General features: G+C 59.3%; 25 protein-coding genes. 5 read left to right on the forward strand and 20 right to left on the reverse strand.

All coding sequences use genetic code 11. The annotated features are described in order from the left end of the window. Positions 1-312 carry a branched-chain amino acid transport AzlD family protein gene (locus tag C9E91_RS11775; protein ID WP_107108443.1) on the forward strand — a complete coding sequence of 104 codons (312 nt, stop codon included), beginning with the start codon at positions 1-3 and terminating at the stop codon, positions 310-312. A 53-nt stretch (positions 313-365) separates the two neighbouring features. Here C9E91_RS11775 and C9E91_RS11780 read toward each other — a convergent pair whose 3' ends face one another. Next, positions 366-2,201, reverse strand: a complete 1,836-nt coding sequence (locus C9E91_RS11780) for an aminopeptidase P family protein (protein ID WP_107108444.1) — start codon at positions 2,199-2,201, stop codon at positions 366-368. 338 nt (positions 2,202-2,539) lie between these two features. On the opposite strand from C9E91_RS11780, the gene C9E91_RS19800 reads away from it, so the two are divergent. Further along, positions 2,540-2,680 carry a hypothetical protein gene (locus tag C9E91_RS19800; RefSeq protein WP_181316075.1) on the forward strand — a complete coding sequence of 47 codons (141 nt, stop codon included), beginning with the start codon at positions 2,540-2,542 and terminating at the stop codon, positions 2,678-2,680. 239 nt (positions 2,681-2,919) lie between these two features. On the opposite strand, the gene C9E91_RS11785 is transcribed toward C9E91_RS19800, so the two are convergent. From C9E91_RS11785 to C9E91_RS19655, 4 genes are all read right to left on the reverse strand, one after another. Continuing rightward, positions 2,920-3,798 carry a 50S ribosomal protein L11 methyltransferase gene (locus tag C9E91_RS11785; RefSeq protein WP_107108445.1) on the reverse strand — a complete coding sequence of 293 codons (879 nt, stop codon included), beginning with the start codon at positions 3,796-3,798 and terminating at the stop codon, positions 2,920-2,922. A 20-nt stretch (positions 3,799-3,818) separates the two neighbouring features. Beyond that, complete coding sequence (locus C9E91_RS11790) at positions 3,819-4,967, reverse strand: FAD-dependent oxidoreductase (protein WP_107108446.1); 1,149 nt, start codon at positions 4,965-4,967, stop codon at positions 3,819-3,821. 9 nt (positions 4,968-4,976) lie between these two features. Next, positions 4,977-5,579 carry an SCO family protein gene (locus C9E91_RS11795; RefSeq protein ID WP_107108447.1) on the reverse strand — a complete coding sequence of 201 codons (603 nt, stop codon included), beginning with the start codon at positions 5,577-5,579 and terminating at the stop codon, positions 4,977-4,979. A 174-nt stretch (positions 5,580-5,753) separates the two neighbouring features. After that, positions 5,754-6,017 carry a hypothetical protein gene (locus tag C9E91_RS19655; RefSeq protein WP_146143995.1) on the reverse strand — a complete coding sequence of 88 codons (264 nt, stop codon included), beginning with the start codon at positions 6,015-6,017 and terminating at the stop codon, positions 5,754-5,756. Here C9E91_RS19655 and C9E91_RS11800 point away from each other — a divergent pair. Beyond that, a complete protein-coding gene (locus C9E91_RS11800; protein ID WP_028752375.1) occupies positions 5,997-6,461 on the forward strand; it encodes a chemotaxis protein CheW in 465 nt (154 codons plus the stop codon). The two genes, C9E91_RS19655 and C9E91_RS11800, sit on opposite strands and share 21 nt — an antisense overlap. 265 nt (positions 6,462-6,726) lie before the next feature. Here C9E91_RS11800 and C9E91_RS11805 read toward each other — a convergent pair whose 3' ends face one another. The 5 genes from C9E91_RS11805 to C9E91_RS11825 all read right to left on the reverse strand — a co-directional run bounded on the left by C9E91_RS11805 (position 6,727) and on the right by C9E91_RS11825 (position 10,488). Next, positions 6,727-7,221, reverse strand: a complete 495-nt coding sequence (locus C9E91_RS11805; RefSeq protein WP_107108448.1) for a CreA family protein — start codon at positions 7,219-7,221, stop codon at positions 6,727-6,729. A 110-nt stretch (positions 7,222-7,331) separates the two neighbouring features. Beyond that, positions 7,332-7,778, reverse strand: coding sequence for an SRPBCC family protein (locus C9E91_RS11810; RefSeq protein WP_107108449.1), 447 nt, complete (start codon positions 7,776-7,778; stop codon positions 7,332-7,334). Positions 7,779-7,829: 51 nt separating this feature from the next. Continuing rightward, complete coding sequence (locus C9E91_RS11815; protein WP_107108450.1) at positions 7,830-8,153, reverse strand: ArsR/SmtB family transcription factor; 324 nt, start codon at positions 8,151-8,153, stop codon at positions 7,830-7,832. Positions 8,154-8,271: 118 nt separating this feature from the next. After that, the gene (locus C9E91_RS11820; protein WP_107108451.1) at positions 8,272-9,261 is read right to left on the reverse strand and encodes an NAD-dependent epimerase/dehydratase family protein; all 990 of its coding nucleotides are present in this window, start codon (positions 9,259-9,261) and stop codon (positions 8,272-8,274) included. A gap of 15 nt (positions 9,262-9,276) precedes the next feature. Then, positions 9,277-10,488 carry a glycosyltransferase family 4 protein gene (locus C9E91_RS11825; protein WP_107108452.1) on the reverse strand — a complete coding sequence of 404 codons (1,212 nt, stop codon included), beginning with the start codon at positions 10,486-10,488 and terminating at the stop codon, positions 9,277-9,279. A 383-nt stretch (positions 10,489-10,871) separates the two neighbouring features. Here C9E91_RS11825 and C9E91_RS11830 point away from each other — a divergent pair, with 383 nt between their 5' ends. Beyond that, positions 10,872-11,408 carry a GNAT family N-acetyltransferase gene (locus C9E91_RS11830; protein WP_107108453.1) on the forward strand — a complete coding sequence of 179 codons (537 nt, stop codon included), beginning with the start codon at positions 10,872-10,874 and terminating at the stop codon, positions 11,406-11,408. Between the two features lie 9 nt (positions 11,409-11,417). Here C9E91_RS11830 and C9E91_RS11835 read toward each other — a convergent pair whose 3' ends face one another. Genes C9E91_RS11835 through ligA form a run of 3 tightly spaced genes read right to left on the reverse strand, consistent with a single transcriptional unit; the run spans position 11,418 to position 14,299 of the window. Next, positions 11,418-11,795, reverse strand: coding sequence for a helix-turn-helix domain-containing protein (locus tag C9E91_RS11835; protein WP_107108454.1), 378 nt, complete (start codon positions 11,793-11,795; stop codon positions 11,418-11,420). Further along, entirely contained in the window at positions 11,795-12,091 is a 297-nt protein-coding gene (locus tag C9E91_RS11840; protein ID WP_107108455.1) for a type II toxin-antitoxin system HigB family toxin, read from the reverse strand. The genes C9E91_RS11835 and C9E91_RS11840 overlap by 1 nt, the downstream gene beginning before the upstream one ends. A 54-nt stretch (positions 12,092-12,145) precedes the next feature. After that, the gene (gene ligA, locus C9E91_RS11845; protein WP_107108456.1) at positions 12,146-14,299 is read right to left on the reverse strand and encodes an NAD-dependent DNA ligase LigA; all 2,154 of its coding nucleotides are present in this window, start codon (positions 14,297-14,299) and stop codon (positions 12,146-12,148) included. 223 nt (positions 14,300-14,522) lie between these two features. Here ligA and C9E91_RS11850 point away from each other — a divergent pair, with 223 nt between their 5' ends. Then, positions 14,523-15,329, forward strand: coding sequence for a class I SAM-dependent methyltransferase (locus C9E91_RS11850; protein ID WP_245407473.1), 807 nt, complete (start codon positions 14,523-14,525; stop codon positions 15,327-15,329). A gap of 81 nt (positions 15,330-15,410) precedes the next feature. On the opposite strand, the gene recN is transcribed toward C9E91_RS11850, so the two are convergent. The 7 genes from recN to C9E91_RS11885 all read right to left on the reverse strand — a co-directional run bounded on the left by recN (position 15,411) and on the right by C9E91_RS11885 (position 24,579). Next, positions 15,411-17,084 (reverse strand): DNA repair protein RecN, encoded by a 1,674-nt coding sequence (recN, locus tag C9E91_RS11855; protein WP_107108458.1) that lies wholly within the window; start codon positions 17,082-17,084, stop codon positions 15,411-15,413. Positions 17,085-17,096: 12 nt separating this feature from the next. Further along, positions 17,097-17,966, reverse strand: a complete 870-nt coding sequence (locus C9E91_RS11860; protein WP_181316068.1) for an outer membrane protein assembly factor BamD — start codon at positions 17,964-17,966, stop codon at positions 17,097-17,099. Between the two features lie 289 nt (positions 17,967-18,255). Beyond that, the gene (lpxC, locus tag C9E91_RS11865) at positions 18,256-19,212 is read right to left on the reverse strand and encodes a UDP-3-O-acyl-N-acetylglucosamine deacetylase (protein WP_107108460.1); all 957 of its coding nucleotides are present in this window, start codon (positions 19,210-19,212) and stop codon (positions 18,256-18,258) included. 330 nt (positions 19,213-19,542) lie between these two features. After that, positions 19,543-21,294 carry a cell division protein FtsZ gene (ftsZ, locus tag C9E91_RS11870; protein ID WP_107108461.1) on the reverse strand — a complete coding sequence of 584 codons (1,752 nt, stop codon included), beginning with the start codon at positions 21,292-21,294 and terminating at the stop codon, positions 19,543-19,545. Positions 21,295-21,404: 110 nt separating this feature from the next. Continuing rightward, on the reverse strand, positions 21,405-22,736 hold the full coding sequence (gene ftsA / locus C9E91_RS11875) for a cell division protein FtsA (protein WP_104823556.1): 1,332 nt from the start codon (positions 22,734-22,736) through the stop codon (positions 21,405-21,407). Next, complete coding sequence (locus C9E91_RS11880; protein WP_107108462.1) at positions 22,733-23,665, reverse strand: cell division protein FtsQ/DivIB; 933 nt, start codon at positions 23,663-23,665, stop codon at positions 22,733-22,735. The genes ftsA and C9E91_RS11880 overlap by 4 nt, the downstream gene beginning before the upstream one ends. Next, positions 23,653-24,579, reverse strand: coding sequence for a D-alanine--D-alanine ligase (locus tag C9E91_RS11885; RefSeq protein ID WP_107108463.1), 927 nt, complete (start codon positions 24,577-24,579; stop codon positions 23,653-23,655). Before C9E91_RS11885 ends, C9E91_RS11880 begins: the two co-directional genes overlap by 13 nt. Between the last annotated feature and the right edge of the window lie 251 nt (positions 24,580-24,830).

Here is a 24,830-nt window from a genome sequence, read left to right on the forward strand (position 1 = left end):
ATGACCGATTTCAATCCGCACATGGTCCTGCTGATTTTCGCTGCCGCTGTCGTCACCTTCCTCACGCGCATCGGCGGCTACATCCTCATTACCAAGATGACCCGCATCCCTCCCCGCGTCGAGGCCGCGCTGAACGCGGTACCGGCCGCCGTCCTCACCACGCTCGTCGCACCCGCCTTTTTCATCGGCGGCTGGGATACGAAGGTGGCGATGGCCGTGGCGCTATTGGTGGGCTTGCGCTTCTCGCCGACATTCATGCTCATCGCCGGCTGGGTGGTCGTGATGGTCTGGAGACATTTCCTCGGCATCTAGCCCGAAGGAAAGCGATGCCTATCCTGCCCTTTACGGGCAGAATAGGCCACTCCTCAGCGACTGAGTTCCAGGGTCGCATTTTCCAGCCAAGCACGGATCTCCTTGTCGTGGATCAGCGGCATCAGCGCTTCGCGGGTTCTGACGTGATAATCGTTCAGCCATTGTAATTCGTCGCGGGTCAGCAGTTCCGGCAGGACGAGGCTACGGTCGATCGGGCAGAAAGTCAGCGTTTCAAAGCCGAGCATCGGCATGTCGCCACCTTCAATCTCCTCCGCATCGCGAATGTAGATCAGATTCTCGATGCGGATGCCGAAATGGCCTGGGCGGTAATAGCCCGGCTCGTTCGACAGGATCATGCCGGGCAGCAGCTCCTGCGTCGATAGCCGCGAGATGCGCTGCGGGCCCTCATGTACCGAAAGATACGAGCCGACGCCATGGCCGGTGCCATGGGCAAAATCCACACCGGATTTCCAGAGCGCGATACGTGCCAGCGGATCGAGATCGCAACCGCGCGAGCCCTTGGGGAAGCGCGCCGTGCTGATGGCGATCATGCCCTTCAACACCAGCGTGAACAGGCGCTTCTGCTCCTCGGAAACAGCACCGATGCCCACGGTGCGGGTAATGTCGGTCGTGCCGTTGATATATTGAGCACCGGAATCGATCAAAAACAGCTCGCCGGCCTGGATCAGCCGATCGCTCGCCGTCGTGACGCGATAGTGCATGATCGCCGCATGTTCACCTGCGCCAGCGATGGTATCGAAGGAGATATCCTTGAGCGGGTTCTGCATGCTCTGACCGACGCGCACGCGGCTTGCCTCCAGCCGTTCGGCAGCGGCGATTTCCGTGATCGTGCCTGGCTTACTGGTCTCCAGCCAATAGAGGAATTCGACCATAGCTGCGCCGTCCTGCAGATGGGCAGCGGCCGAGCCGTTGATTTCGGCGGCATTCTTGCGCGCCCGCGGCAGCCGGGCCGGATCGGTGCCCTCCACCACCTCTCCGCCCTCGCGACGGATGAGGTCGGTCAGCGCATAGGAAGCGAGATCGGGATCGACGAGAATGCGCCCGCCATTTGCGGAGGCGGTAGCCAGTTGCTTGGCGAGATCGGAAGGCGGCAATTGTCTGCAGATCTGCGCTAGATAGGCCTCCGCCTCGACCTTGGTCTTGCGCTTGTCAAGGACGAGCTCCGCTTCGCCCTCGGCATAGATGATGGCGCGGGCCAGAGGATGCGGCGTGTGCGGCACATCGTTGCCGCGAATATTGAAGATCCAGGCGACCGAAGACGGATCGGTGATCAGCGCGGCCTTGAGCTTCTTGGCCTTCAGATCGGCCGCGATGGCTGCCAGCTTGTCCTTGGCGAGAACACCAGCCTGCGCAATATCCTGAATGATGACGGCGCCCAGCGGTTCGGCCGGCCGGTCGCTCCAGAGCTTGTCGAGCGGATTATGCGGCAGGAAGACAAGCTTGCCTCCGATTTCCGCCAGTGCCTTTTCCAGCCGCCGCACCTCCGCGCCGGTGTGCAGCCACGGATCGATGCCGAGCCTGAAGCCCTTGGGCGCATGGCGCGGCAGCCAGACATGCGGCGGCTCGTCGACCAGATCGCCACCGGTAAAGACCGATCCGTCCACCTGCTCGGCAAGCTGCGTCACATAGCGGCCATCGACGAAAACCACGGCCTGCGACTGTGTCACAAGCGCAACACCCGCAGAGCCAGTGAATCCGGTCAACCAGGCCAGACGCTCCGAGCACTTGGGCACATACTCGCCCTGATACTCATCGGCACGGGGTACGAGGAAGCCGTCAATGCCGAGATCGCTGAAGGCGGCCCGCAGACCGGTGACGCGCTCGCGGCCGAATTGCGGGGTGGAAGTGACGTCGAAAGACTGGAACATGGCTTAATCCGAATATGACCCGAGAATCCGCGAAACTGAGCGGCGACAGCATGTTAGAGCATGAGCCCGAGAAGTGTGAAACGATTTTCAGGCCCGATTGCGCACTATTGATCCGAAGAGAACTCCGACCGACGCCCTCAAGGTAAGAGAATCGGACGTTAACGAATTCGCCCATTTCGTGAGCAGGCAGGTTGAATTGTGACATCATCACGACGCGAATTATGCATCAACTGCATAGCTCCCATGAAGCATGCCCCCTGCCACGCAAAAAGGCGAGTCGCTATATGGAGCGCATCAAACGGGGTTCACGACGAACCCACTCAAAAAGGACTATGAAAATGCCTATCTCTCGCTCCGTATATGTTAGCCCGGCGCTGGCAGGCGAGCGTCGCACCGTACGTCACTCCATCGGCGCGCTTCGTCAGCTCGAAGTCGAAACGTCGAAGGCAATCGGCGCAAACCGTGGCGGTCGCCACTAACAGTTACAAGACTACGCGTTCGTATTGGATCGCGGTCCGGAACTCCTCCTCCCTCCCCGGATTGCGACCTGAACGGTAGAGCCCGCTTGAGCACTCCTCCACACGCTCGCGGGCAGGATCGGTCAGATACCGGTCTGCAGGGCGGTGCTTCGGCACCGCCTTTTGCGTTTTAGGTCTCCCACAATAAGGTCTGCTCTCCCCGCGTGCGGGGAGAGGGTTAGGGTAAGCGGCGAAGGATTTTAAGGCCGGTCGAGATGGATGGTGACCCAGCCATTGCGCCAGATGGTGCGCACATGGCGCATCCTTACACCGTTATAGGCGGCCAGCACCTTCCAACGCTGCTGGGCGAGGATGCCGGAAAGAATCACCGAACCGCCGGGCGCGAGATGGGCAACCAGTTGCGGCGCCATTTTGATCAGCGGCCGAGCAAGAATATTGGCGATGATCAGGTCGAAAGGCCCGTGGCGGGAAAAGGCCGTGGAATGAAAGCCGGGCGCCGTCTCCAGCGCGATACCGGAGGCTATGCCGTTGCCGCGAACATTTTCACGGGCAACACGAACCGCAACCGGATCGATATCGGTGGCGAGAACCGGAATATTGCGCAACTTGCGCACGCCGATCGCCAGGACGCCGCTACCCGTGCCGAGATCGAGCGCGTTGCGCACCCGGCGGCTGGCGAGCACTTTTTCGATCGTCTCCAGGCAACCCGCCGTCGTACCGTGATGGCCCGTGCCGAAGGCTTGGCCGGCATCGATCTCGATGGCGATATCGCTGGGCTTCACCTTGTCGCGATCATGCGAGCCATGCACCAGGAAGCGCCCTGCCCGAACCGGCTTAAGCCCCTCCAGCGACTTTGCGATCCAATCGACATCGGGAATGACTTCCCTTTGGATGACGAGTTCCGGAAAAGCTGGCTTCAACACGCCTGCAAATCGGGCGTGCACGTCCTCTTCGTCGTCTGCATAGAGATAGATCGAAGCTTCCCAGATATCCTTCTTCTCATCGATCTCGGTGGTGGCGATCGGCAATTCTTCGTCTTCGAACATCGGCGTCATCAGATCGAGAATCTGTTCGGCCTTTTTCTCGGTCGTCGTTACGTACAGGCGGATTTCACTCAAGTCTTCGTTCTCTCTTGCTCTTATTCGGCCCAGTCGATCCAGGGCGGCTTCGGCGTGCCATAGCCAGCGATATTGTGAAGCAGCTCGTGCCGCACCGGTCCGAAACGCAGAAGCAGCGGCGCGAACAGATTGCGTGCAGCAATCGCCAGCGGATTTTTCATGGTGATTAGGCGGGTCAGGCCATAGGTCTGCTTCAGCACCCGTTTCACGGCTGGAATTCTGAGCGCCGAATACTCCTCTTCGCGGCCTTCCGCAATGAGCCAGGCAAGCCAGCAGGCATCCTCTATGCCGAGATTCATGCCGCGCGCACCAGCCGGGGAATGAATATGCGCCGCATCGCCCGCCAGAAACACGTTACCCCTGGCCATCGGCTCGACATGGCGGAAATTGATACGGAACTGCGAGACCCAGGTCTTTTCGACAACCGCATCGGGATGAACAATGCGGCTTTCGAAATCCTCCAATGTCGAGATGTAGCGCAGTACATCGGAGGACACGGGCAAACGCCCGACCATGCCGGGATCGCAAAGCGTGATCTCGGCGAAATGCGTGTCCACCGGTCTCGCATACCGAAAATCGGCGAGATAGAAATAAGCCTCCAGCGCCTCACCGGGAAAACCGGCGCCAAGCGCTTTGCGAACGGCCGAGTGGGCGCCATCGGCGCCGATCAGTATATCGGGACGAACCGTCTCCGTGGCCCCGTCCGCGCGCCGCAGCATCACCTCCGGCCTGTTAACATCGGCGATGGTTTCCACCAGGATCGCGGTCTGCCACTCCGGTGCAATGCCGTGGGCCGCGAGCGCCTCGATCAGCAACCGCTCGGTCACGCCTTGCGCCAGGCCATGAATCGCGCCGAAGCGTCCCGGCATCCGTCGCGTGTCGACATCGGCAAGGACCTTGGTTCCAGAGCGGATACGGAAATGTGCAATGGGTTGAGCGGCCGCAAGGATGCGCTCGGTAACGCCGGAAGGCGAGAGCAGCGTCAATGTGCGGGCATTGATGCCGAGAGCCCGGCTCTCTTCCAAAGGCGCAGGCCCTTGGCCGTCATCGACGATACGCGGAATGAAACCACGGCGGGCAAGCTCCAGGGCTGCAGTCAAGCCAGCCGGACCGGCACCCGCGATCAGGACGGATCTGGATTTCCTCTCTCCTCCGGCTCCGTCCGCCATCGGTACTCCCTAGCCCTTCTTGATCAGGTTTTGCAACTTCTTGACCGCTACATCCGGGTCTTCCTGATAGGCGATTGTGCCGGCAAAGCGGCCGGCGGAATCGAGCAGGAAGACCGAGGCGGTATGATCCATGGTGTAGTCGCCGTTCGGATCTTTTTCGTCGAGCGGCACCTTCTTGGCATAGACCCTGAAGCCCTTGACCATATCCATCACCTTGTCGGGGTCACCCGAAATGCCGGTGATACGGCTGGAAACGTTGGAGACATATTCCTTTATGATCGCGGGCGTATCGCGTGCCGGATCGACGGTCACGAAATAGGCGTTGAGCTTCGTCCCGTCGGGATCGACCTTCTGCATCCAGCCGTTCAGCTCGAACAAGGTCGTCGGGCAGACATCGGGACAATGCGTATAGCCGAAGAAAAGCGCCGTCGGCTTTCCACGAAACGCCTGCTCGCTGACCGGCTGGCCATTCTGCGCAACCAGCGTGAACGGCACGCCGTATGGTCCCTCGCTGGCAGCTTCTGGCGACTTGGTAACGCCGAAGCTCAACCAACCCAACAGCCCGGCCACGATCACCACGGCTATCCAGACAACAATCCGCACGCTCTTCATCGCTGCTTTTCCTCACCACGCCGGCCGAGGCTCGATAAGCGGGCCGCGCAGGCGATTATTTCAAGGGTTTAGCGGGTTGAAGTGGAGGACGCAATTCAAGAAGATGTTTTTGGGGGCTGCTGAGTAAGGTGAATGCCCCGGTCCGGGCGCAAAGATGCGGAATCCATCGTCGCGTTAAAGCAATTCTAACCACTCCGCGCGAACATCAAAATACAAAGGGGCGAAGTCCGACTCGCCGGCCGCCGAATATGCGGCAAATCGATTTTCTTCCAGAAGGGCATGACGCCCGCCGGAGAGCGAAGCGCGTTTTAAGCGCCAAAGCCACCGGATGCTGTCGCAGCCATCAGCCGCTCCAGCCGATCCTTTTTCAATCGCTACCGCCGCCTGCCGCCGGCGCCAAACGGGAAGTCCTTGACCATGACGAATGCTATCAAACAATCGGGCGCCTATCTGGAGATCGTCTCCTTCCACCTCGGCGATCAGGAATTCTGCATTGACATCATGGCCATCCGCGAAATCCGCGGCTGGGCGCCGGTGACGCCGATGCCGCACACGCCGCCCTACGTGCTTGGCCTCATCAATTTGCGTGGCGCGGTGATCCCGGTCATCGATATGGCCTGCCGCCTCGGCATGAAGATGACCGAGCCGTCCGAACGCTCCGCCATCATCGTCACCGATATCGCCGGCAAGCTCGTCGGCCTGCTGGTCGAACAGGTCTCCGATATGATGAGCATCAAGAGCGAAGATCTGCAGCCGCCGCCGGAAATCATTCCGGAAGCGCAGCGCGCCTTCTGCCGCGGCATCGTCGCGCTGGAGAAGACCATGGTCTGCTTCCTGAACCTCGACACGGTGATTGCGGACGAGCTCGCGCAAGCGGCTTGATTTCCAGACAGCATCGCAAACGAAAATCGCCCTGGAGCAAGCGCTCCAGGGCGATTGTGTTTGAAGGACCGTCGTCGGCAGGGGTGTTGCCGGTGCGCCGGTCGCGCAGGCCGTGAACAGATGGAAGTGGCACTTCCACGTTCGCCCTAGAACTGCACCAAAATGGCGCAATCCGAAAGCGACCGAGAGGCATTCAGTAACCAAAGAGCAGGACTTTTTTTGGTACAAACCCCTTGACGGTTCTCAATGCGGTATCCCGGTAATCTTATTTGGGTTTGCCATTCTTCCAGGTAACATTCTGGCCGAACAACGGAATGGTCGAAATTGCCATTTTCGCCGAACCATCGGTCAATTCGCGTGAATGGATGAGATAGACCAGCGTGTCGTTCTTCTTGTCGTAGATTCGGTCGACCACCAGCTTCTTCCAAATCAGCGACAAGCCGGCGCGAAACACCTCTTCGCCACCCTCCGACAGGCTGATATTGCCGATCTCGATCGGCCCCGTCTGACGGCAGGCAATGGAGTTGTTGGAAGGGTCTTCGAACCAATTGCCGTTCCTCAGCCGGTCGATGACGCTCCGGTCGAAATAGGTGACGTGGCAGGTTACGCCGGATACTTCCGGATCCGGTACGGCATCGACCAGAATGTCGTTGCCGGTCCAATCCACCCCAACCTTGCCGACAATCTCAGCCGAAGCGGAAACAGGCGCCAGCGCCAGGAACGACGCGGCAATAGCGGCATGCAATTTCAGTGACGTCATCGAGCACCCTCCAACATCGCCGCCGATCGAGCCGCGGCCCCGCTAAGGTAAGGTGGCGATCGGGGGATGCAAGGGAGGCCGGGGCGCTCCGTAAGCGCCCCTGCTGTCGCTCATCTGATTTCCTTCAACACGACCTCGCCTGTCTCCAGGAGCGATTTGAGGTTGGAGAGGATTTTCGGCCAGCCGCCGGATACGGCACCGATGAACTTCGCATTTTCCAGCTCCATCGTGTGGGTGACGGTGAGCTTCACCACATCCTCCACCTGCTCGATATCCATGACGCAACGCGACCAGCCTTCCGCCTTCAGTTCAGGCATGAATTCGTTGCGCCATTTGATGGCGAGCCGCTTCGGCGGATCGAACTCCGCGATCTCGCCGGTGTCCGTGATACGACCGTCCGGATAGACCATCTTCCATGGCGAACCGACCTTCCAATCGGTCTCATGCTGGATGTTGAACCAGTATTTCTTGATGAACTCCGGCGTCGTCAGCGCTGACCAAAGCTTGTCGGGTGTGGTGCGGATGAAGGTCACATAAACAAAGCTGCTACCGGTCATGATATTTCTCCTCTTGTAAGGTGATTTCCTAGTGACGGTATCTGGCGGCCGCTACTCGCCGCTATCACCCTCCAGCGCTTTCTTGAGGGCGGAAAGAGCGCTTAATTGGCGGCGCTCGAATTTGTTGATCCAGCGTTCGGCGATGTGGTTGATCGGAACGGGATTGATAAAATGCAGCTTCTCCCGGCCCTGCCGCTGCGCGGATACCAGGTTCGCCTCTGCCAATATGGCAAGATGTTTCGCCACGGCTTGGCGCGTCATCTCCAAGCCCTGGCAGAGTTCGCCGAGCGTCTGGCCATTCTGCTCATACAGTCGGTCCAGCAATTGCCGCCGGCTTGCATCCGCCAAAGCTCGAAAAACCGCATCGTCGTTCATGCAAACACGGAACCATTTAGTTGCCTATTGGTGATCTTATAGGCAACTATTTGGTTGCATGTCAAGTGACATGAACTGATGTCGCGGCGAAAACCTGCGTGAGAGGAGAGGTCGCGCGTCAGATAGCGATGTCGTACTGCTCCTGCTCCATACGCAGATGATTGAGCATTCGCGCAATTCCCTCCTCCAGGCTGACGCGCGGCGCGAGCCCATAGGAACGCTGCAGAGCCGTATCGCCGCAGCGATAGAAGACGCCTTCAGGGCGATCGCAGAGGCCGTTCACGACAGGATTCCAGCCAATTTGCCGAGCAATGGTCTCCGCCAGCTCCATAAAGGAGGTAGCCAGGCCGGTCGAAAGGTTGAGGCTTGCGCCATCCGGCAATAGTTCCTTGGTTTGCCAGATGAAATCGACGCAATCATCAATATGGATGAAGTCCCGGCATTGCCGGCCCGACCCCCAGACGAAAACTTCCGGCGCGCCTCTTTCGTTAAGCAAGCGGCGACAAATGGCCGGGAATGGATAGGCCAGATCCTGATCTTCGCCATAGCCGCTGAACGGCCGATATGCGACCGCCCGATGGCCGTAGCGTTCGACATAGAGCTTCATCAGATATTCGCCGGTCAGTTTCGCCCAGCCATAGCTGAGATCCGGCACGCCAATGGCGGCCTCGAAAGAAATCATATCTTCCGAAAGCAGCCGGTGGTTAGCGACCGTCTGCAGCGAGACGGGATAGGCCGCACTGGAGCTGAAGAACACGACGCAGCCAGGCTTGGCGCGTGCCGCCCATTTCCACAATTCCGTATCCACCGCCAGATCCTCGGCAACGTCCAGCGTGCGCGCCTCCAGCGTCACGCGGCCTCCGACCAGCGCGGCAAGGTGGAAAACATAGTCGAAACGTTCCGCAGGGCGGAGAAAGAAAGTGCGACAATCCTCCTCGAAAAACGTAAAGCGCGATCCAGGAAAGCGCTGCCAGAGATCGGGATGCCGTGCCCCCGTCCCTTCCACCAATTGATCGACGCACACAACATCCAACCCCTCGGTCAAAAGCCGCTTGATCAGATGCCTCCCCACAAAACCACAGCCCCCCGTTACCAACGCCCGCGCCATGTCATTGCCCCCTTTTCAATGAGCGAAGAAGCCGCTCCTGCCTGTATAGATATCGACCATGCGCCGACCCCATTCTGCTTTGCTGGGTGCAATCCGCTGGCCAAGTGCTAACGCGCCTTCGCATAATTTCTGCATCAGTCTGTCGTCATCCGTGCTCGCGAGGCGTTCCGCCAGCGAGCCGGCATCGCCGCTTTTAAAGACCAGTCCCGCGCCGTGCCGCTCTACTTCGGCGGCTATCAGCGCATTGCTGCTGACGATGACGGGAATGCCGGACATCAGCGCCTCGGCGGCCACCAGTCCGTAGGGTTCGGGCATGCGGGACGGCATGATGAAGACGCGCGCTTCCCCGGCCAGCGTCGTCACCTCCTCGTCGGCCAGCCAACCCGGCACCCAACAATGCGGCAACGCCCGCTGCATCTCGTCGAGCAGCGGTCCACGGCCGATCAGCGTCGCCGTTCGCCCGGTCTTGTTCAATGCGTCGGCGAGCGTGCGAACACCCTTTTCCCAGCACATACGCCCCAAGAAGACGGTGCGGTGATTGCGCCAAGCCTCCACGGGCGTTGGCGTCAATGGCTCCGTCGGTGTGCGCAAGGTCAGAAAATGCTGCAACGGGCCGGAATTCAAATAGGGTTCCATGCTCTCATGCGCCAACACGATGCCGACGCGGCTCCAGAACTCCTCGCCGACGCCGCGTTGGGTCAGCGTGCGGCGGAAGCGCCAGAGTTTGTGGAGATAATTTCGCTTGTCGCAATTGGTCGTCAGACATCCTGCCGACAGCGGGCGGACATCGCAGACCGTTCCGCTCTGGAAATTGATCAGCCCTCCGTTCGGACAAGTCAGGAAGAAATCATGCGCCGTGATGATGACCTTGGCCTTGTGTTTGGCGAGTGCGTAGAAGATCGACGGCGAGAGAATTTGCGACCAGCCGTGCACATGCACGACAGTCTCCTCGTCCGTTTCCTTCAGCAGACCGTCCAGCGCCTCGTAGGCACGCTTGTTGTAATTCTTCTCGAAGACATCGGTGAAAGTAGGCCCGTCGCGAAGGGGTCGTTCGCCGAGCGCGACCGTGCGGATGCCGGCAAAGCGCGGCTTCAGTCCTTCGCCGTCATCGCCGACCAGGATGGCGCAATTCAGCCCTGCTTGCCTGCTCGCATCAATGCATTGCAACGCCACCTTTGTCGCACCGCCGCGAATGATTGAGACGTCGTTGACAAGTATCAAACGCATTGAACCCGGCGCCCACTAACCCATATTGCGCGGGACCGGACGAAAGGGATTCGCCTTTTACATCATGCCCCTGATGGTATTCAGCGGCCTGCGCGACGCCAATTCAATTCATCCTTTCGCATTAAGGCGAGTGGTCGACACGGTATGCGGGAAATACCATGCAAATCGGTTGTTAAAGGCAACCCATTGACTTCCGCGCAAAGCACCGGAAGTTGTTGCCATGATCGCAAACCGCACCACCGTGATGCATACTCTCACCACCTCACCCCTTGCAGGGCGAGCGGGAGCGGCGTCGCGTTGAGCTGATTGCGGTCCCTTTCAACCCTGCCGAGGCGAGCAGGGTTTGAAGGCTCTGCTCTCCTCTTGAACCTTAAGGAGAGCACATGAATTCCGAACAACAAGATTCAGACGAACGACGATCCCGAAAACCGGGCACAGTGGAAATCCGCGCCGCACGGCTGTCCGATGCCGAAGCGGTAGCCTTTATTGCCAATCTGCCCGGATATCGCGCCGGCACACTACGCCTACCCTTCCAGAGCATCGAAGAAACCCGGCAGTGGATGGAAAAAACCCTACCCGGCTCGATCAATCTCGTCGCCGTGCTCGACGGGCAAGTCGTCGGCAATGCCGGCCTGCGCCGCCATTCCGGCCGGCAGATCCACACCGGCCACCTCGGCATGGGCGTCCACGACGATTTCACCGGCCGGGGCATCGGCTCGGCGTTGCTCACCGCCCTCATCGACGCCGCCGACAATTGGCTGGCGATCAAACGCTTGGAACTGACGGTCTATGTCGACAATGGACGGGCGATCCGGCTTTACGAGAAATTCGGTTTCGAAACCGAGGGACGGCTCAAAGCCTTTGCGTTTCGCAACGGTGAATATGTGGATGCATTCACGATGGCGCGCGTGAGGATGTAGCCCTCACACTCATGCAACCAAGGCATAGGGCCGCACGAGGCAATCGGCGGGAATGCCCCACTCTTCCTTAAGTTTGAAAATCATATCAAGCGTCAATGCCCGCTTCCGGCCAAGGATTTCCGAGGCACGGGAGCGGGAGCCCAGAAGCTCAGCTAGATCAGACTGACTCCGACCCGTCATTTCCATGAATGCCCGCAGAAGCTCAACCGGTTCTGGATCTTCGACCGTGAAATGCCGGTTTTCATAGGCTTCGATTAAATCCGTCAGCACGTCGAAACGATCCGCTTCCGCTGTTCCATCCTCCGGTGGATTGTCGAAATAAGGAGCGATCTCCGCAAGAGCCCATTCAAGATCCGCATCTGTCTTGATCGGTTTGATATCCCTCATCACACTGTCTCCGGATCAATTCTGTCATAGTCCGCATGAGTGCCGACAAATTTGATCAGCACGCGCCTATGCTTGTAGACGATATGAACAACCAATCGGTATTTGTTGCCGGCAATATCGAAGATCACGCGGTTGTCACCGATAAAATCCACGTTAGCACCAAACATCTTTTTGATGTCAGCCGGCCCGCTCCATTCGGTTTTGCTGACGACCGAATACCATGTTGCAAGGGGAACTCTCGCTTGCGGGTGGCGCTCCCAAAATCTACGAAGCGTCGTTTTTGCAACGATATTCATTGACAACAATTATTCCCAAAACGGGAACAAATCAACCTCGCAATCAAAACCACGTTAGCCCCCAATCAGCGCCAGCCACTCATCCTCGGTCATGACCTGCACATTGAATTCCCGTGCCTTGTCGAGCTTCGATCCCGCACCGGGTCCGGCGACGACAATGTCGGTCTTTTTCGAAACTGAGCCGGAAACCTTGGCACCGAGGCTCTCGGCCTTGGCCTTGGCTTCATCGCGGGTAAATTTCTCGAGTGAACCGGTGAAAACCACCGTCTTGCCGACAACAGGGCTGCCCGATGTGGTCGGTTGTTCCGCCTCTTGCGGCCGCACCTCTTCGAGCAGCTTCGAGATCACGGCGATGTTGCGCGGCTCCTTGTAGAATTCGACGATAGCGCGCGCCACGACCTCACCGATGCCCTCGATATTGTTGAGGTCGTTCCATGCGTCTCCCGAAAGAGGCGCCGCCTCCTTCATTGCCACCTCGAAGGCTTCATAGCTGCCATAGGAGCGCGCCAGGAGCTTCGCCGTCGTCTCGCCGACATGGCGGATACCGAGCGCGAAGATGAAGCGGTGCAGAGCGATATCGCGCCGCTCGTTGATCGCCGCATAGAGCTTGGAAACGCTGACCTTACCGAAGCCATCGATATTCTCCAGCTTGGCAAGCGAAGACTGCTGACGCTTTTCCAGCGTGAAGATGTCAGGCGCGGTGCGCACCTGCAGCGCCGCATCCTCGTTCTCAAAGAAGAAATCGATCTGCTTCGAACCCAGGCCCTCGATATCGAAAGCATTGCGTGACACGAAATGCTTCAAATGCTCCGTTGCCTGCGCCCGGCAAATGAAGCCGCCTGTGCAGCGCGTTACTGCATCGACCTTACCGGTCTTCTCGTTGATGTCACGCACCGCATGGCTGCCGCAGACCGGGCACACCTTGGGAAATTCGTAAGGAAGGCTTGACGTTTCCCGCTTCTCCAGCACGACATCGACGATCTGCGGAATGACATCGCCGGCGCGCTGCACGATCACCATGTCGCCAACCCGGATGTCGCGGCTATCGCGGATCGGCTCACCCTTGTTGCCGATGCCCTTGATGTAATCGGCATTGTGCAGCGTCGCATTGGTCACCACGACGCCGCCGACTGTGATCGGCTCCAGCCGCGCGACCGGCGTCAGTGCCCCCGTGCGGCCCACCTGTATGTCGATGCCCATCAGCCGGGTGAATGCCTGCTCCGCCGGAAACTTATGTGCCGTCGCCCAGCGCGGCGAGCGCGACCGGAAACCGAGTCGAGCCTGCAACTCCAGACTGTCGACCTTATAGACGACGCCGTCGATATCATAATCGAGATCCGGACGCTGAAGGCCGATCTCATCATAATGCGCGAGGATGTCGGCGACCGAATTCAGCCGCTTCATCAGCGGATTGACCGGAAAACCCCATTTCCCGAATGTCTGCACCATACCGAACTGCGTGTCGGCCGGCATGTCTGACATCTCGCCCCAAGCATAGGCGAAGAATTTCAGCTTGCGGCTGGCCGTCACCTTCGCATCGAGCTGGCGCAGCGAGCCGGCCGCCGTATTGCGCGGGTTGACATATGTCTGCTTGCCCTCCGCTTCCATTTGCGCGTTCAGCGCCAGGAAATCGCTCTTGGCCATATAGACCTCGCCGCGCACTTCCACGACCGCAGGCGCGCCGGCGGGCAAGGTCTGCGGGATTTCCTTGATGGTGCGGATATTGGCGGTGACGTTTTCGCCGGTCGTGCCGTCGCCGCGGGTTGCCGCGCTCACCATCCGGCCGTTCTCATAGCGGATCGACATGGAAAGCCCGTCGATCTTCGGCTCGGCAGTAAAGGCAATCGATTGATCGGGCAGCCGGCCAAGGAAACGATAGACGCCGGCGACGAAATCCTGCACGTCTTCCTGCGAGAAGGTGTTGTCGAGCGAGAGCATCGGCCTTGCATGCACGACAGGCGCAAAGGTTTCCGACGGCGCGGCACCCACCCGCCGTGACGGGCTGTCGGCGCGAACCAACGCTGGGAAGCGTGCCTCGATGGCATCATTGCGCCGCTTCAGCGCATCATATTCCGCATCTGAAATCCGAGGCGCGTCCTGGCCATGATAGAGCGCGTCATTGCGCGCAATCTCCGCTGCCAGATAGGCGAGCGCCGCGGCCGCTTCTTCTTCGGTCAAATCCTCGACGGGCGTCTGTTCGGTGCTCATGAATCTACTCCCCGATTTCGGAGATGTTTTAGAGCACTTCCAAGAAAAGTGCGAAGCGGTTTTTCCATCCGCGGCGCGTAAATACAAAGAGAAAAATCCGGAATTCGGCGGCAGAGGTGAACAACCGTGACGGTGGCGTCTAAGGCAACTTTGCGGCAATTGCTGTCATCGTATCGATTGGTCTATGGTTCGGCGCGAACGGAATTACTGGGTGGACCAGTCCATGGCAGAGGCAAGCATCGATAGTTTGAGCCCACGGCAATTACATGCCAAGGCCTGGGCTGGCGAATACGAACTTATTGATCGGCAGCTCTCTCCGCTCGGTTTAAGAGCCATGAAAGAGTTGCATCTCGCTCCAGCCAGTACGGTGATCGATGTTGGCTGCGGGACAGGGCAGACGATCTTACAGTTGGCGGACCGGGTCGGTGACGAAGGATTGATCTACGGCGTTGATATTGCGGAAGAGCTTCTGAGTGTCGCCAATCAACGCACGAGCCACCTCAAGTGTGTTCAGCTTATCAACGCTGATGCCCAAGCTTTAGAGCTTCCCTCCAACAGTGCGGATGCGATTTTCTCTCGTTTCGGCGTGATGGCATTTGATGATCCAATCCTTGCCTTCTCGAATTTTCATCGCTTACTGAAACCCAATGGAAGGATCGCATTCTGCTGTTGGCGCGCTTTCTGCGATAACGAATTGGATAGGTTTCCATTACTTGCAGCGGGATTTCGATCGCCATCGGATGAAACGCCGTTCAGTTTTTCCGACGCTGCGTACGTCCGCAACGTCCTTGCTTCTGCCGGATTCAAGAATATCGAGATCGCATCCTACGACGAAGCGGTGACAAGCGGTGACGTGGATGCAATGACGCGCGTCCTTCTAAGCGTTGGCCCGCTGGGAAAGATCGCCCGCGAAAATCCCGCCGTAAAGTCGGCGGCCGAGCCAAAGTTACGAGAAGGACTCCGTAGCCTTGGCAATGGGACGAGCGTAGCGTTGGTCGCCTCGGTATGGATAGTGTCGGCGGTGGCCTAATCGGCTAAGGAATCTCCAGCCGACTATCTCACGATGGCCGCTTCGGGCCGAAAATAGCCATCGCTGGTATCTGTGCAGCAATCAGCCATTGCCCGCCAACAGCCGCTTGGCGGCCGCCCTCGCCTCCTCCGTGACCGAAGCGCCGGCGAGCATGCGGGCGATTTCCTCGGTGCGGTCTTTGTGGGCCATGGTGGCGACGCGGGTGGAGATCTTCTCGGAACCGTCCGAGACCGGGCCCTTGGAGATCAGCAGATGCGTTGCGGCGCGCGCCGCGACCTGCGGAGCATGGGTGACGGAAAGCACCTGCACACGCTCGGAAAGGCGCTTCAGCCGCTGACCGATGGCATCGGCGACCGCGCCGCCGACACCGGTGTCGATTTCGTCGAAAACCAAGGTCGGCGCCGAACCGCGATCGGCAAGCGCCACCTTCAGCGCCAGCAGAAAACGAGAAAGCTCGCCACCCGAGGCCACCTTCATGATCGGTCCCGGCCGCGTGCCCGGATTGGTCTGCACATGGAATTCAATGACATCGATACCTTCGGCTGTCGCCTCGTCGGCATTAGTGGTGATCTCCACCATGAAGCGCGCCCGCTCCAGCTTGAGCGCCGGCAGCTCGGCCATGACAGCGTCGGCAAGCGCCTCGCCGGCGTTATGACGCTTGTCGGAAAGGCTGCGCGCGGCAGCATCATAGTCCGCCTTGGCAACGGCCAGCTCGGCATCCAGCCGTGTCAGCCTCTCTTCGCCAGCATCCAGATCGGCGAGTTCGGCGACCATCTTTTCGGCCAGCGCCGGCAGGCCGGTCACCGGCACGGAATATTTGCGCGAGGCAGCGCGCAGCGCAAACAGCCGCTCCTCGACGCGCTCCAGCTCCCTCGGATCATATTCAGTCTTGCGGAGCGCCGCCTCCACTTCCATCTGCGCATTGGAGAGCTGATCCAGCGCCGCGTCGAGCAGCGCCACGGTGTCTTCTAATAGGCCCGGCGCCTCATGGCTCTTGCGCTCCAACCGCCGTACCAGCGAGGCGATGTGTGGCACCGGCGAAGCATTGCCATTGAGGAACTCGGACGCTTCAGAGATGTCGCCGGCGATGCGCTCCGCCTTCATCATCCGCGAGCGGCGATCCGCCAGCTCGTCCTCTTCGCCGTCCTGCGGCGACAGCTTTTCCAGCTCCTCGACCGAAGCCCGGAGATAATCGGCCTCGCGCGCAGCTTTTTCCACCTGCTCCCGCTGCTTCTTCAGCGTCCGCTCGGTATCGCGCCAGATCTTATAGAGCCGCCCGACAGCCTGTGTTTCCTCTGCAATGCCCGCGAAGGCGTCGAGAAGCATGCGGTGCGCGTCGGTATCGACCAGGGCGCGGTCGTCGTGCTGTCCATGGATTTCAACAAGAAGCTGCCCCGCCTGGCGCATCAACTGGACGCTGAGTGGCTGGTCGTTGACGAAAGCCTTGGTACGGCCGTCCGCGGACTGAATACGGCGGAAAATCAGGTCGCCGTCATCGTCGATGCCATTTTCGCGTAAAAGCTTGCGGGCGGCATGCTGCATGCCGACGTCGAAGACCGCCGTCACCTGACCGCGATCCTCTCCATGACGCACGAGATCGCCATCGCCGCGCCCACCGAGGGCCAGCGAGAGACTGTCAAGCAGAATGGATTTGCCCGCACCCGTCTCGCCGGTTAGCACCGAAAGCCCAGTTTCGAAGGCAAGATCCAGCCGCTCGATCAGAACGATATCGCGGATCGAAAGCTGGACCAGCATGTGCGCTCAATCTCACGTCCCAAGAAGAAGTTTCTTACCCGCTCTCGAAATCCAGGAGCCTTCGTTTTCACGGGGCTCGACACCACTGGTCCTCAGAAGCTTATAGGAATCTGCGTACCAGCGGCTGTCCGGATAGTTGTGGCCGAGAACGGCGGCTGCCGTCTGCGCTTCCTGAACGATGCCCATGGCGTAATAGGCTTCGACCAAGCGTGCCAGCGCCTCTTCAATCTGGTTCGTCGTCGGATATTGCTCAACGACGATACGGAAGCGGGCGATGGCTGCAAGGTAATCCTTGCGCTCAAGATAATAGCGGCCGACCTGCATTTCCTTGCCGGCGAGCTGGTCGCGGGCAAAGCGGATCTTCGCCTGCCCGTCGCTGACATATTGCGAGTTCGGATAGTTGCTGACGAGCTTGTTCATCGCTTCGATCGTCTGCTGCGCGGCGCGCTGATCCTGCGTCACGTCGACGATCTGCTTGGCATAGGACGAACCGACGAGATACTGAACGTAGTCAGCATCTTCGGAGCCGGGATACTGCTTGAGGTAGCTATTGCCCGTCTGGACGGCGTCGTCATATTGGCCGGTGCGATATTTGACGAAGGTGCTCATCACCAGTGCTTTGCGCGCCCATTCGGAGAAGGGCTGCTGCTTGTTGATGGCATCGAACTTCTTGCCGGCTTCCGTCATATTGCCGGCCTTGATATTGGCCAGACCCTGATTGTAGAGGGTTTCCGGAGGATCGCTCTCGACACCAAGCTTGGTGATGTCGATATCCTTGTCGGTATTACAACCCGTTACCACCGCACCGGTACCGGCCAGGAGAAGCGATACGAGCAAAGCCCGTGCTGTAATCTTCATGCTTTCAGACCCTGCAAAACCCATCGGATGACTTGTCCCAATAGCCGTCGTTGCGGAAACGGCGTTCTCTCGCTGGCGTTTCTAGCCGCAAAAGCACCATGAGGGCAACGCAATGATGATGCATTAACGCATTTTTGTGGCAAAGACTGCGCAACGGCAGGCTTTAACCGCTGTATTGACAAGAGATTTCGCTTCCTGGCTACCCGAACGCGACCCTCTGGCCGGCTTTGAAAGCGCCACTGACGAATCTCCCGTCAAAAAAAGAGCCGCCCCCTTTCGGGAGCGGCGACTATGCCACCTGGGTTTCTGGAGGTCACGCAGACCAGGGGGCGAATTCGGGAGCATTCACGGCAACGAATTCGCGGCTATGTGCGCGCTGACGCGGTGCGGAAGTCTCTACGACATCGTAGGCCGAAGGATCGCTCAGCAGCGCCTTCAATGCATTGGCGTTCATGCGATGGCCGCCGCGATAGGAGCGGTAGCAGCCGATGAACTGAGCACCGGCCAGCGCCAGATCGCCAACGGCATCCAACGCCTTGTGACGGACGAATTCGTCCTTGGCGTAGCGCAGGCCTTCGACGTTGATCACCGTGTTGTCGTCGGAGATGACGACGGAATTTTCGAGAGAAGAGCCGAGAGCATGACCCGAAGCCCAGAGACGCTCGACATCACGCATGAAGCCGAAGGTGCGCGCCCGCGACAGTTCGGACTTGAAGGTCTTGGCAGTCAGATCGCCTTCCCACTTCTGTCGGCCGATCAGCGGGCATTCGAAATCGATCTCGACTTCGAAGCGCGTGCCGTCATAGGGCCGGAACTCGCACCAGGAACCGCCTGCCTCGATTCGCACCGGCTTGGTGACGCGGATATAGCGGCGCTTGACGCCGAGCGAGACGATACCGACCTGCTCGATCGCTTCGATGAAAGGATAGGCGCTGCCGTCCATGATCGGCATTTCCGCACCGGAGGCTTCGACGATGACATTGTCCAGGCCGATCGCATAGATCGCTGCCATGACATGCTCGACCGTCGCGACGGAACGCGCCGGAGAGAAACCGAGAACTGTGCAAAGATCGGTATTGCCAACCTGCGAAGAAACGGCACGCAGCTCCGTCACATCGCCATTGTCATGCATGCGCTGGAAGATGACACCCGTATCAGCCTCGGCTGGATAAAGCGTAATCGACACATTGGCGCCAGAATGAACGCCGATACCCGAGAGTGTCACAGGGCTTGCAATGGTGGTCTGAAAACCTAGCAATCCGATTGCCATATAAAATCTGCCTTCGTCTATCTGTTCCAGACCGGGCGGTCATCTTTGGATCCTGCCCTCATCGCTGGTTCAGTCTGTTACCTACTCTGCGAAATCCACATGCAATGATTGCTGGATGCGATTCCGCTGACTCGCTTGCTACCTAAATACGCGCGCGGGCACCGCATTCCAAATCACTGTTTCTTTCGCTTTGTTACGAAACCAGACGATTGAATTTGCTAGGTAATTTTAGAATTAAAGAGAGGCCGAAAATAAAGAAATCCGGGACCGTTAAGCCCCGGATTCGATAAACATGGTTAGTATCCTATTAAAAGGATGCCTAATACCGGATCAGTTCGATTGCCGGCGTAGGAAAGCCGGAATTTCAAGCTGGTCGTCTTCCTGGCTTGCCATGCGCGCCTGCGGAACCTGACGGCCCTGATCGTCGAGCTGGCCACGACGCGGTGCGTAGAGGCTTGCTTCCGGCGACAGCGGCCGGCGCTGCTGCGAAGCGGCATTCGGAGCCGAAGCCGTCATGTCGTTGAAAGCTGCGTCCTCTTCGCGGCGGCCGAGCGAGTTGGTGATTCGCTTCAGCAAGCCCATCGGACCGCGCTCTTCAGTAGCCTGAGCGGCGACCGGCTGAGCACGATGTTCCATCTCGGCCTTAACGACCGGAGGGAAATCCTCGACCTTCGGCATACGGACCTGCTCCGGAGCCTGACGGATGATGGGCTCCTGGCGCACCGGCTGCTGCATCTGCATGGGAGCCGGCTGCTGCATCACAGGCTGCTGATGCATGACCGGGGCCGGCTGCTGCTGAACCGGAGCCTGACGTACCGGCTGTGCCTCAGGTGCTGCGAAGATGCGGCTCTGGGGACGGAAGCTTTCCTCCTGAGCGACCGGCTGCTGTTGCATGACCGGCTGCTGCTGGCGGACAGAATGGATTTCCAATTCGCGCTCCATTTCGGCTTCCGCCATACGGATGGTCTGCGCGATTGGATCGACAACGGCCTTAGGTGCCTGCGCGACATGGGCAGGCTGAGCTGCGGCCGCTGCCGGAGCAACGGCCGCGGAGGGACGGACAGCCGGCTTTGCGACCGGACGGAATTCCATGGCCTTGTCGGCCGCTTCGTTCATCGCACGATCGATGCCTGTTGCGACGACGGAAACGCGGATGATGCCTTCGAGCGATTCGTCGAAGGTGGCGCCCAAGATGATGTTGGCGTCCGGATCGACTTCTTCGCGGATGCGGGTCGCAGCTTCGTCGACTTCGAACAGGGTGAGGTCACGACCGCCGGTGATCGAGATCAGCAGGCCCTGCGCGCCCTTCATCGAGGTTTCGTCGAGCAGCGGGTTGGCAATGGCGGCCTCAGCAGCCTGCATTGCGCGGCCCTGACCCGAAGCCTCGCCGGTGCCCATCATGGCGCGGCCCATTTCGCGCATGACCGAACGGACGTCGGCGAAGTCGAGGTTGATGAGACCTTCCTTCACCATCAGATCGGTGATGCAGGCAACGCCCGAATAGAGAACCTGGTCGGCCATCGAGAACGCGTCCGCAAAGGTCGTCTTGTCGTTGGCGATACGGAACAGGTTCTGGTTCGGAATGACGATCAGCGTGTCGACCGACTTCTGCAGTTCCTGGATGCCCATTTCGGCAAGCCGCATGCGGCGGCCGCCTTCGAAATGGAACGGCTTGGTGACGACGCCGACGGTCAGGATGCCCTTGTTGCGGGCGGCCTGTGCAACGACCGGCGCAGCACCCGTGCCGGTGCCGCCGCCCATGCCGGCGGTGACGAAGCACATGTGGGTACCGTTCAGGTGATCGATGATCTCGTCAATGCACTCTTCAGCAGCCGCGCGGCCGACTTCCGGCTGCGAACCTGCGCCGAGGCCTTCGGTCACGTTAACGCCGAGCTGGATGATCCGCTCTGCCTTCGTCATCGTCAAAGCCTGTGCATCCGTATTGGCGACGACGAAATCGACGCCCTGCAAGCCTGCCGTGATCATGTTGTTGACGGCATTGCCGCCACCACCACCGACACCGAACACGGTAATCCGCGGCTTCAGCTCGGTGATATCTGGCTTATGCAGCTTGATAGTCATGGTACCCGTTCCTTCTCTTTATGGCCGCATCGCCACGCCGGCCAATTCACTATATTTCACTTGCCTGACCCCTGCCCGGAAAGCGCTTGCCGCGATCCGGGATCAGGCACTCAAAAACTCTCCTTCAGCCATTGGCCAACGCGGCCGATACGGCTGTTGTTACCCCCAAGCGACGAGAGCAGACCGCTGCCCGCCGCATGTGTCTCCATGTCCGCAACCTGCGGATAGATCATCAGTCCCACCGCCGTCGAAAAGGCGGGCCCCTTGGCCGCGGTCGGCAAGCCGGATACGCCCATCGGGCGGCCGATGCGGACGTTGCGGGCAAGAATGCGCCGCGCCACATCCGGCAGACCGGTCAACTGGCTGGCTCCGCCGGTGAGTACGACACGCTTGCCGACGATCGGGCTGAAGCCGGAGCGCTGAATGCGATCGCGGATCAGCTCCAGCGTCTCTTCGATGCGTGCCTTGACGATGCGCGACACCAGCGCCTTCGGCACCTGCGTCGGCTGGTCGCGTTCATCCTCGCCGATCGGCGGGATGGAAATCAGTTCGCGCTCTTCCGAAGAATTCGCGAGCGCCGAAGCATGAACCACCTTCAGCCGCTCGGCATCCTCGATGCGGGTCGAAAGACCGCGTGCAAGGTCGGTGGTGACATGATGGCCGCCGAGACTGACGGCGTCGGTGTGCACCAGCTTGCCTTCGGCAAAGACCGAGATCGTCGTCGTGCCGCCACCCATATCGATTGCGGCGCAGCCGAGTTCGACTTCGTCGTCGACGAGAGCGGCGAGACCGCTGGCATAAGGCGTTGCCACCATGCCCTCGACCGAAAGATGCGCGCGGTTGATGCAGAGTTCGAGGTTGCGAAGGGCCGCGCGTTCCGCCGTGACCACATGCATATCGACGCCCAGTGCATCGCCGAACATCGCCAGAGGATCGCGGATGCCGCGTTCGCCGTCCAGCGAGTAGCCCGTAGCCAGCGAATGCAGCACGGCGCGTTCCTGACGGAGCGACTGCTGGCAAGCGGCGGCAAGCACTTTCTTCAGATCGTTTGCTTCGACTTCCTGGCCGCCCAAATCGATGGTGGCCGTGTAGATGTCGCTGCCGAGACGACCGGCGGAAACATTGACGATCAGGCTGTCGACGGTAAGGCCGGCCATGCGTTCGGCGGCGTCGACGGAGAGACGGACGACATTTTCCAGTGCGTCGAGATCGGCGATCACACCGGTCTTGATGCCGCGCGAACGCTGATGGCCGATGCCGATGATCTCGATATTATGCGTGCGGTTCGGGAGAACCTGGCTTTCCTCGCGCGGCGTCAGCCGGCCGATCATGCAGACGACCTTCGTCGAGCCGATATCGAGGACGGATACGATGTGCGACCGCTTGGAGGACAGCGGCTTCAGGCGCGGCAGACCGAAATGGGACGAACTGAATAAGCTCATGTATCCTGCCCTGCTTTCTTCAAAGCCTTGGTTCTGGCATCCAACGCCGCCTGGCGGCGAAGCGCTGCGTCCGGGGTCAATTCAATGGCGGTACGATCGTCAAGACGAAGGTCGACGGCAGCAATATCGCGCTGCAGAAGGTTCTGGTCCTTGTCGAGCTTGGTGAGCCGCGCGAGCGCACCATCGATATTGTCTTCCGGCAATTTGATGATCACGCCATTGTCGAGGTAGAGATCCCAACGACGACCGGCGACGCGCACGAATGCCTTCACATGACCACGAACGTCAGGCCAGTTGGCAAACTCGTCATCGATGGACGCTGCGGCCGTTTCCGCATCACGACCGACGAAAAGCGGCAGCTTGGCGAATTTGTTGTCGCGCAGCGGCGCAATCACGCTGCCGTCCTTCTGGATCAGCGAAAGTTCGGAGCCGTGCTGCCAGATGGCATAAGCCTTGCGCTCCGTGAGCTTCACTTCGATCGCCTTCGGATAGACCTTGCGGACTTCGACGCTCTGCACCCAAGGCAGGCTTGCGATCTTCTGGCGAGCCGCGTCGGCGTCGAGCGCCACCAGCGACGTCGTGCCGTCGAGACCAAGAAGCTGCAGGATCTCGATTTCCGAAGTCTGATCGTTGCCGGAGACCTTCACATCTTCGATGGCGAAGCCGGCAGCCGATGTCGTCGCCTGGGCGACATCCTGCGTGTGACCACCAATCGACATGCCGTAAAGGCCTGTCGCAGCAAAAAGAGCGAGAGCGGAAACCGTACCCGTATGGGCCGGAATATTGACACGCCCGGAGCTGAGGCTCACGAGGAAACGCACAACGCGGCGCAGCGGACGCGGCAGCACGAACGCATCTTCGACATCGTCGATCGCGAGCGGAACGCGGTGGCGGGACCGCCTCATATTTTTGACCGTCAGCGCAAACAAGACGCGTCCTCCACCATCCACCGGAGAAATTCGCCAAAAGAGTAGCCGGCGTGAGCGGCCATTTCGGGCACCAGCGAGGTAGGCGTCATGCCCGGTTGGGTATTGATTTCCAACCAGACAAGCTCACCCTCTTCGGAAAAGCGATCGTCATAACGGAAGTCAGATCGACTGACGCCACGGCAGCCGATAGCTTGATGCGCCCTTAGCGCTAATGTTTGTATCTTTTGGTAAAGATTCGGTGAAATTCTGGCAGGGATGACGTGTTTTGATCCACCATCCGCGTATTTGGAATCGTAGTCGTAGAAGCTATGCCCCTGCGGGACAATCTCGGTTACGCCGAGCGCCGTATCGCCCATGACGCCACACGTCAGCTCCCGACCGTAGATGTAACGCTCGACCATCACCTCATCGCCGTAGCGCCACTCGGAAGAGGTAATGACCTGCGGCGGATGCGTTTGATCTTCCTTGACGATCACGACACCGAAGCTCGAACCTTCACGCACCGGCTTCACGACATAAGGCGGCCGCATCGGATGCTCGCCAGTAATGGCGAAGCGGTTCATCACACGCGAATCAGCCACCGGAATGCCGGCGCCATCAGCCACCTTCTTGGCGCGTGACTTATCCATAGCAAGCGCCGAGGCCAGCACGCCGGAATGCGTATAAGGGATCTGCAGATATTCAAGAATGCCCTGAATGGTGCCGTCTTCGCCGAACGGACCATGCAGCGCATTGAAAACGACATCGGGCTTCAAATCGGCAAGGCGCGCAGACACATCGCGCTCCACATCGATACGTGTGACTTGGAAGCCTTCGGCTTCGAGGGCGTCAGCGCATGCCTTCCCCGAAGACAGGCTAACCGGCCTCTCCGAGGAAAATCCGCCCAAAAGGACAGCCACATGCTTGCCACCCATCAATACCCCCAATTCACCATCTGCAATCGACATTTGCTCGATACGCTGAGCAGCGATTCTCGCCACATCTTGTAGGCTCCATTAGAACAACATTAAGGTTAATGAAGCGTTTACTTTCGTTAACTTTCGACCGCTCTCATGGCGGTCAATTTTCACGAATCAAATCGACTTGAAGAATTCTGCCATTGGAATCAGAGAGTTGCTACATTTGAATATCCACCTTTAGAAAATTTTAAACAAATAGGCCCGCA

It is taken from the genome of Rhizobium sp. SEMIA4064, assembly GCF_003025035.1.
GTDB classification, from domain to species: domain Bacteria; phylum Pseudomonadota; class Alphaproteobacteria; order Rhizobiales; family Rhizobiaceae; genus Rhizobium; species Rhizobium paranaense.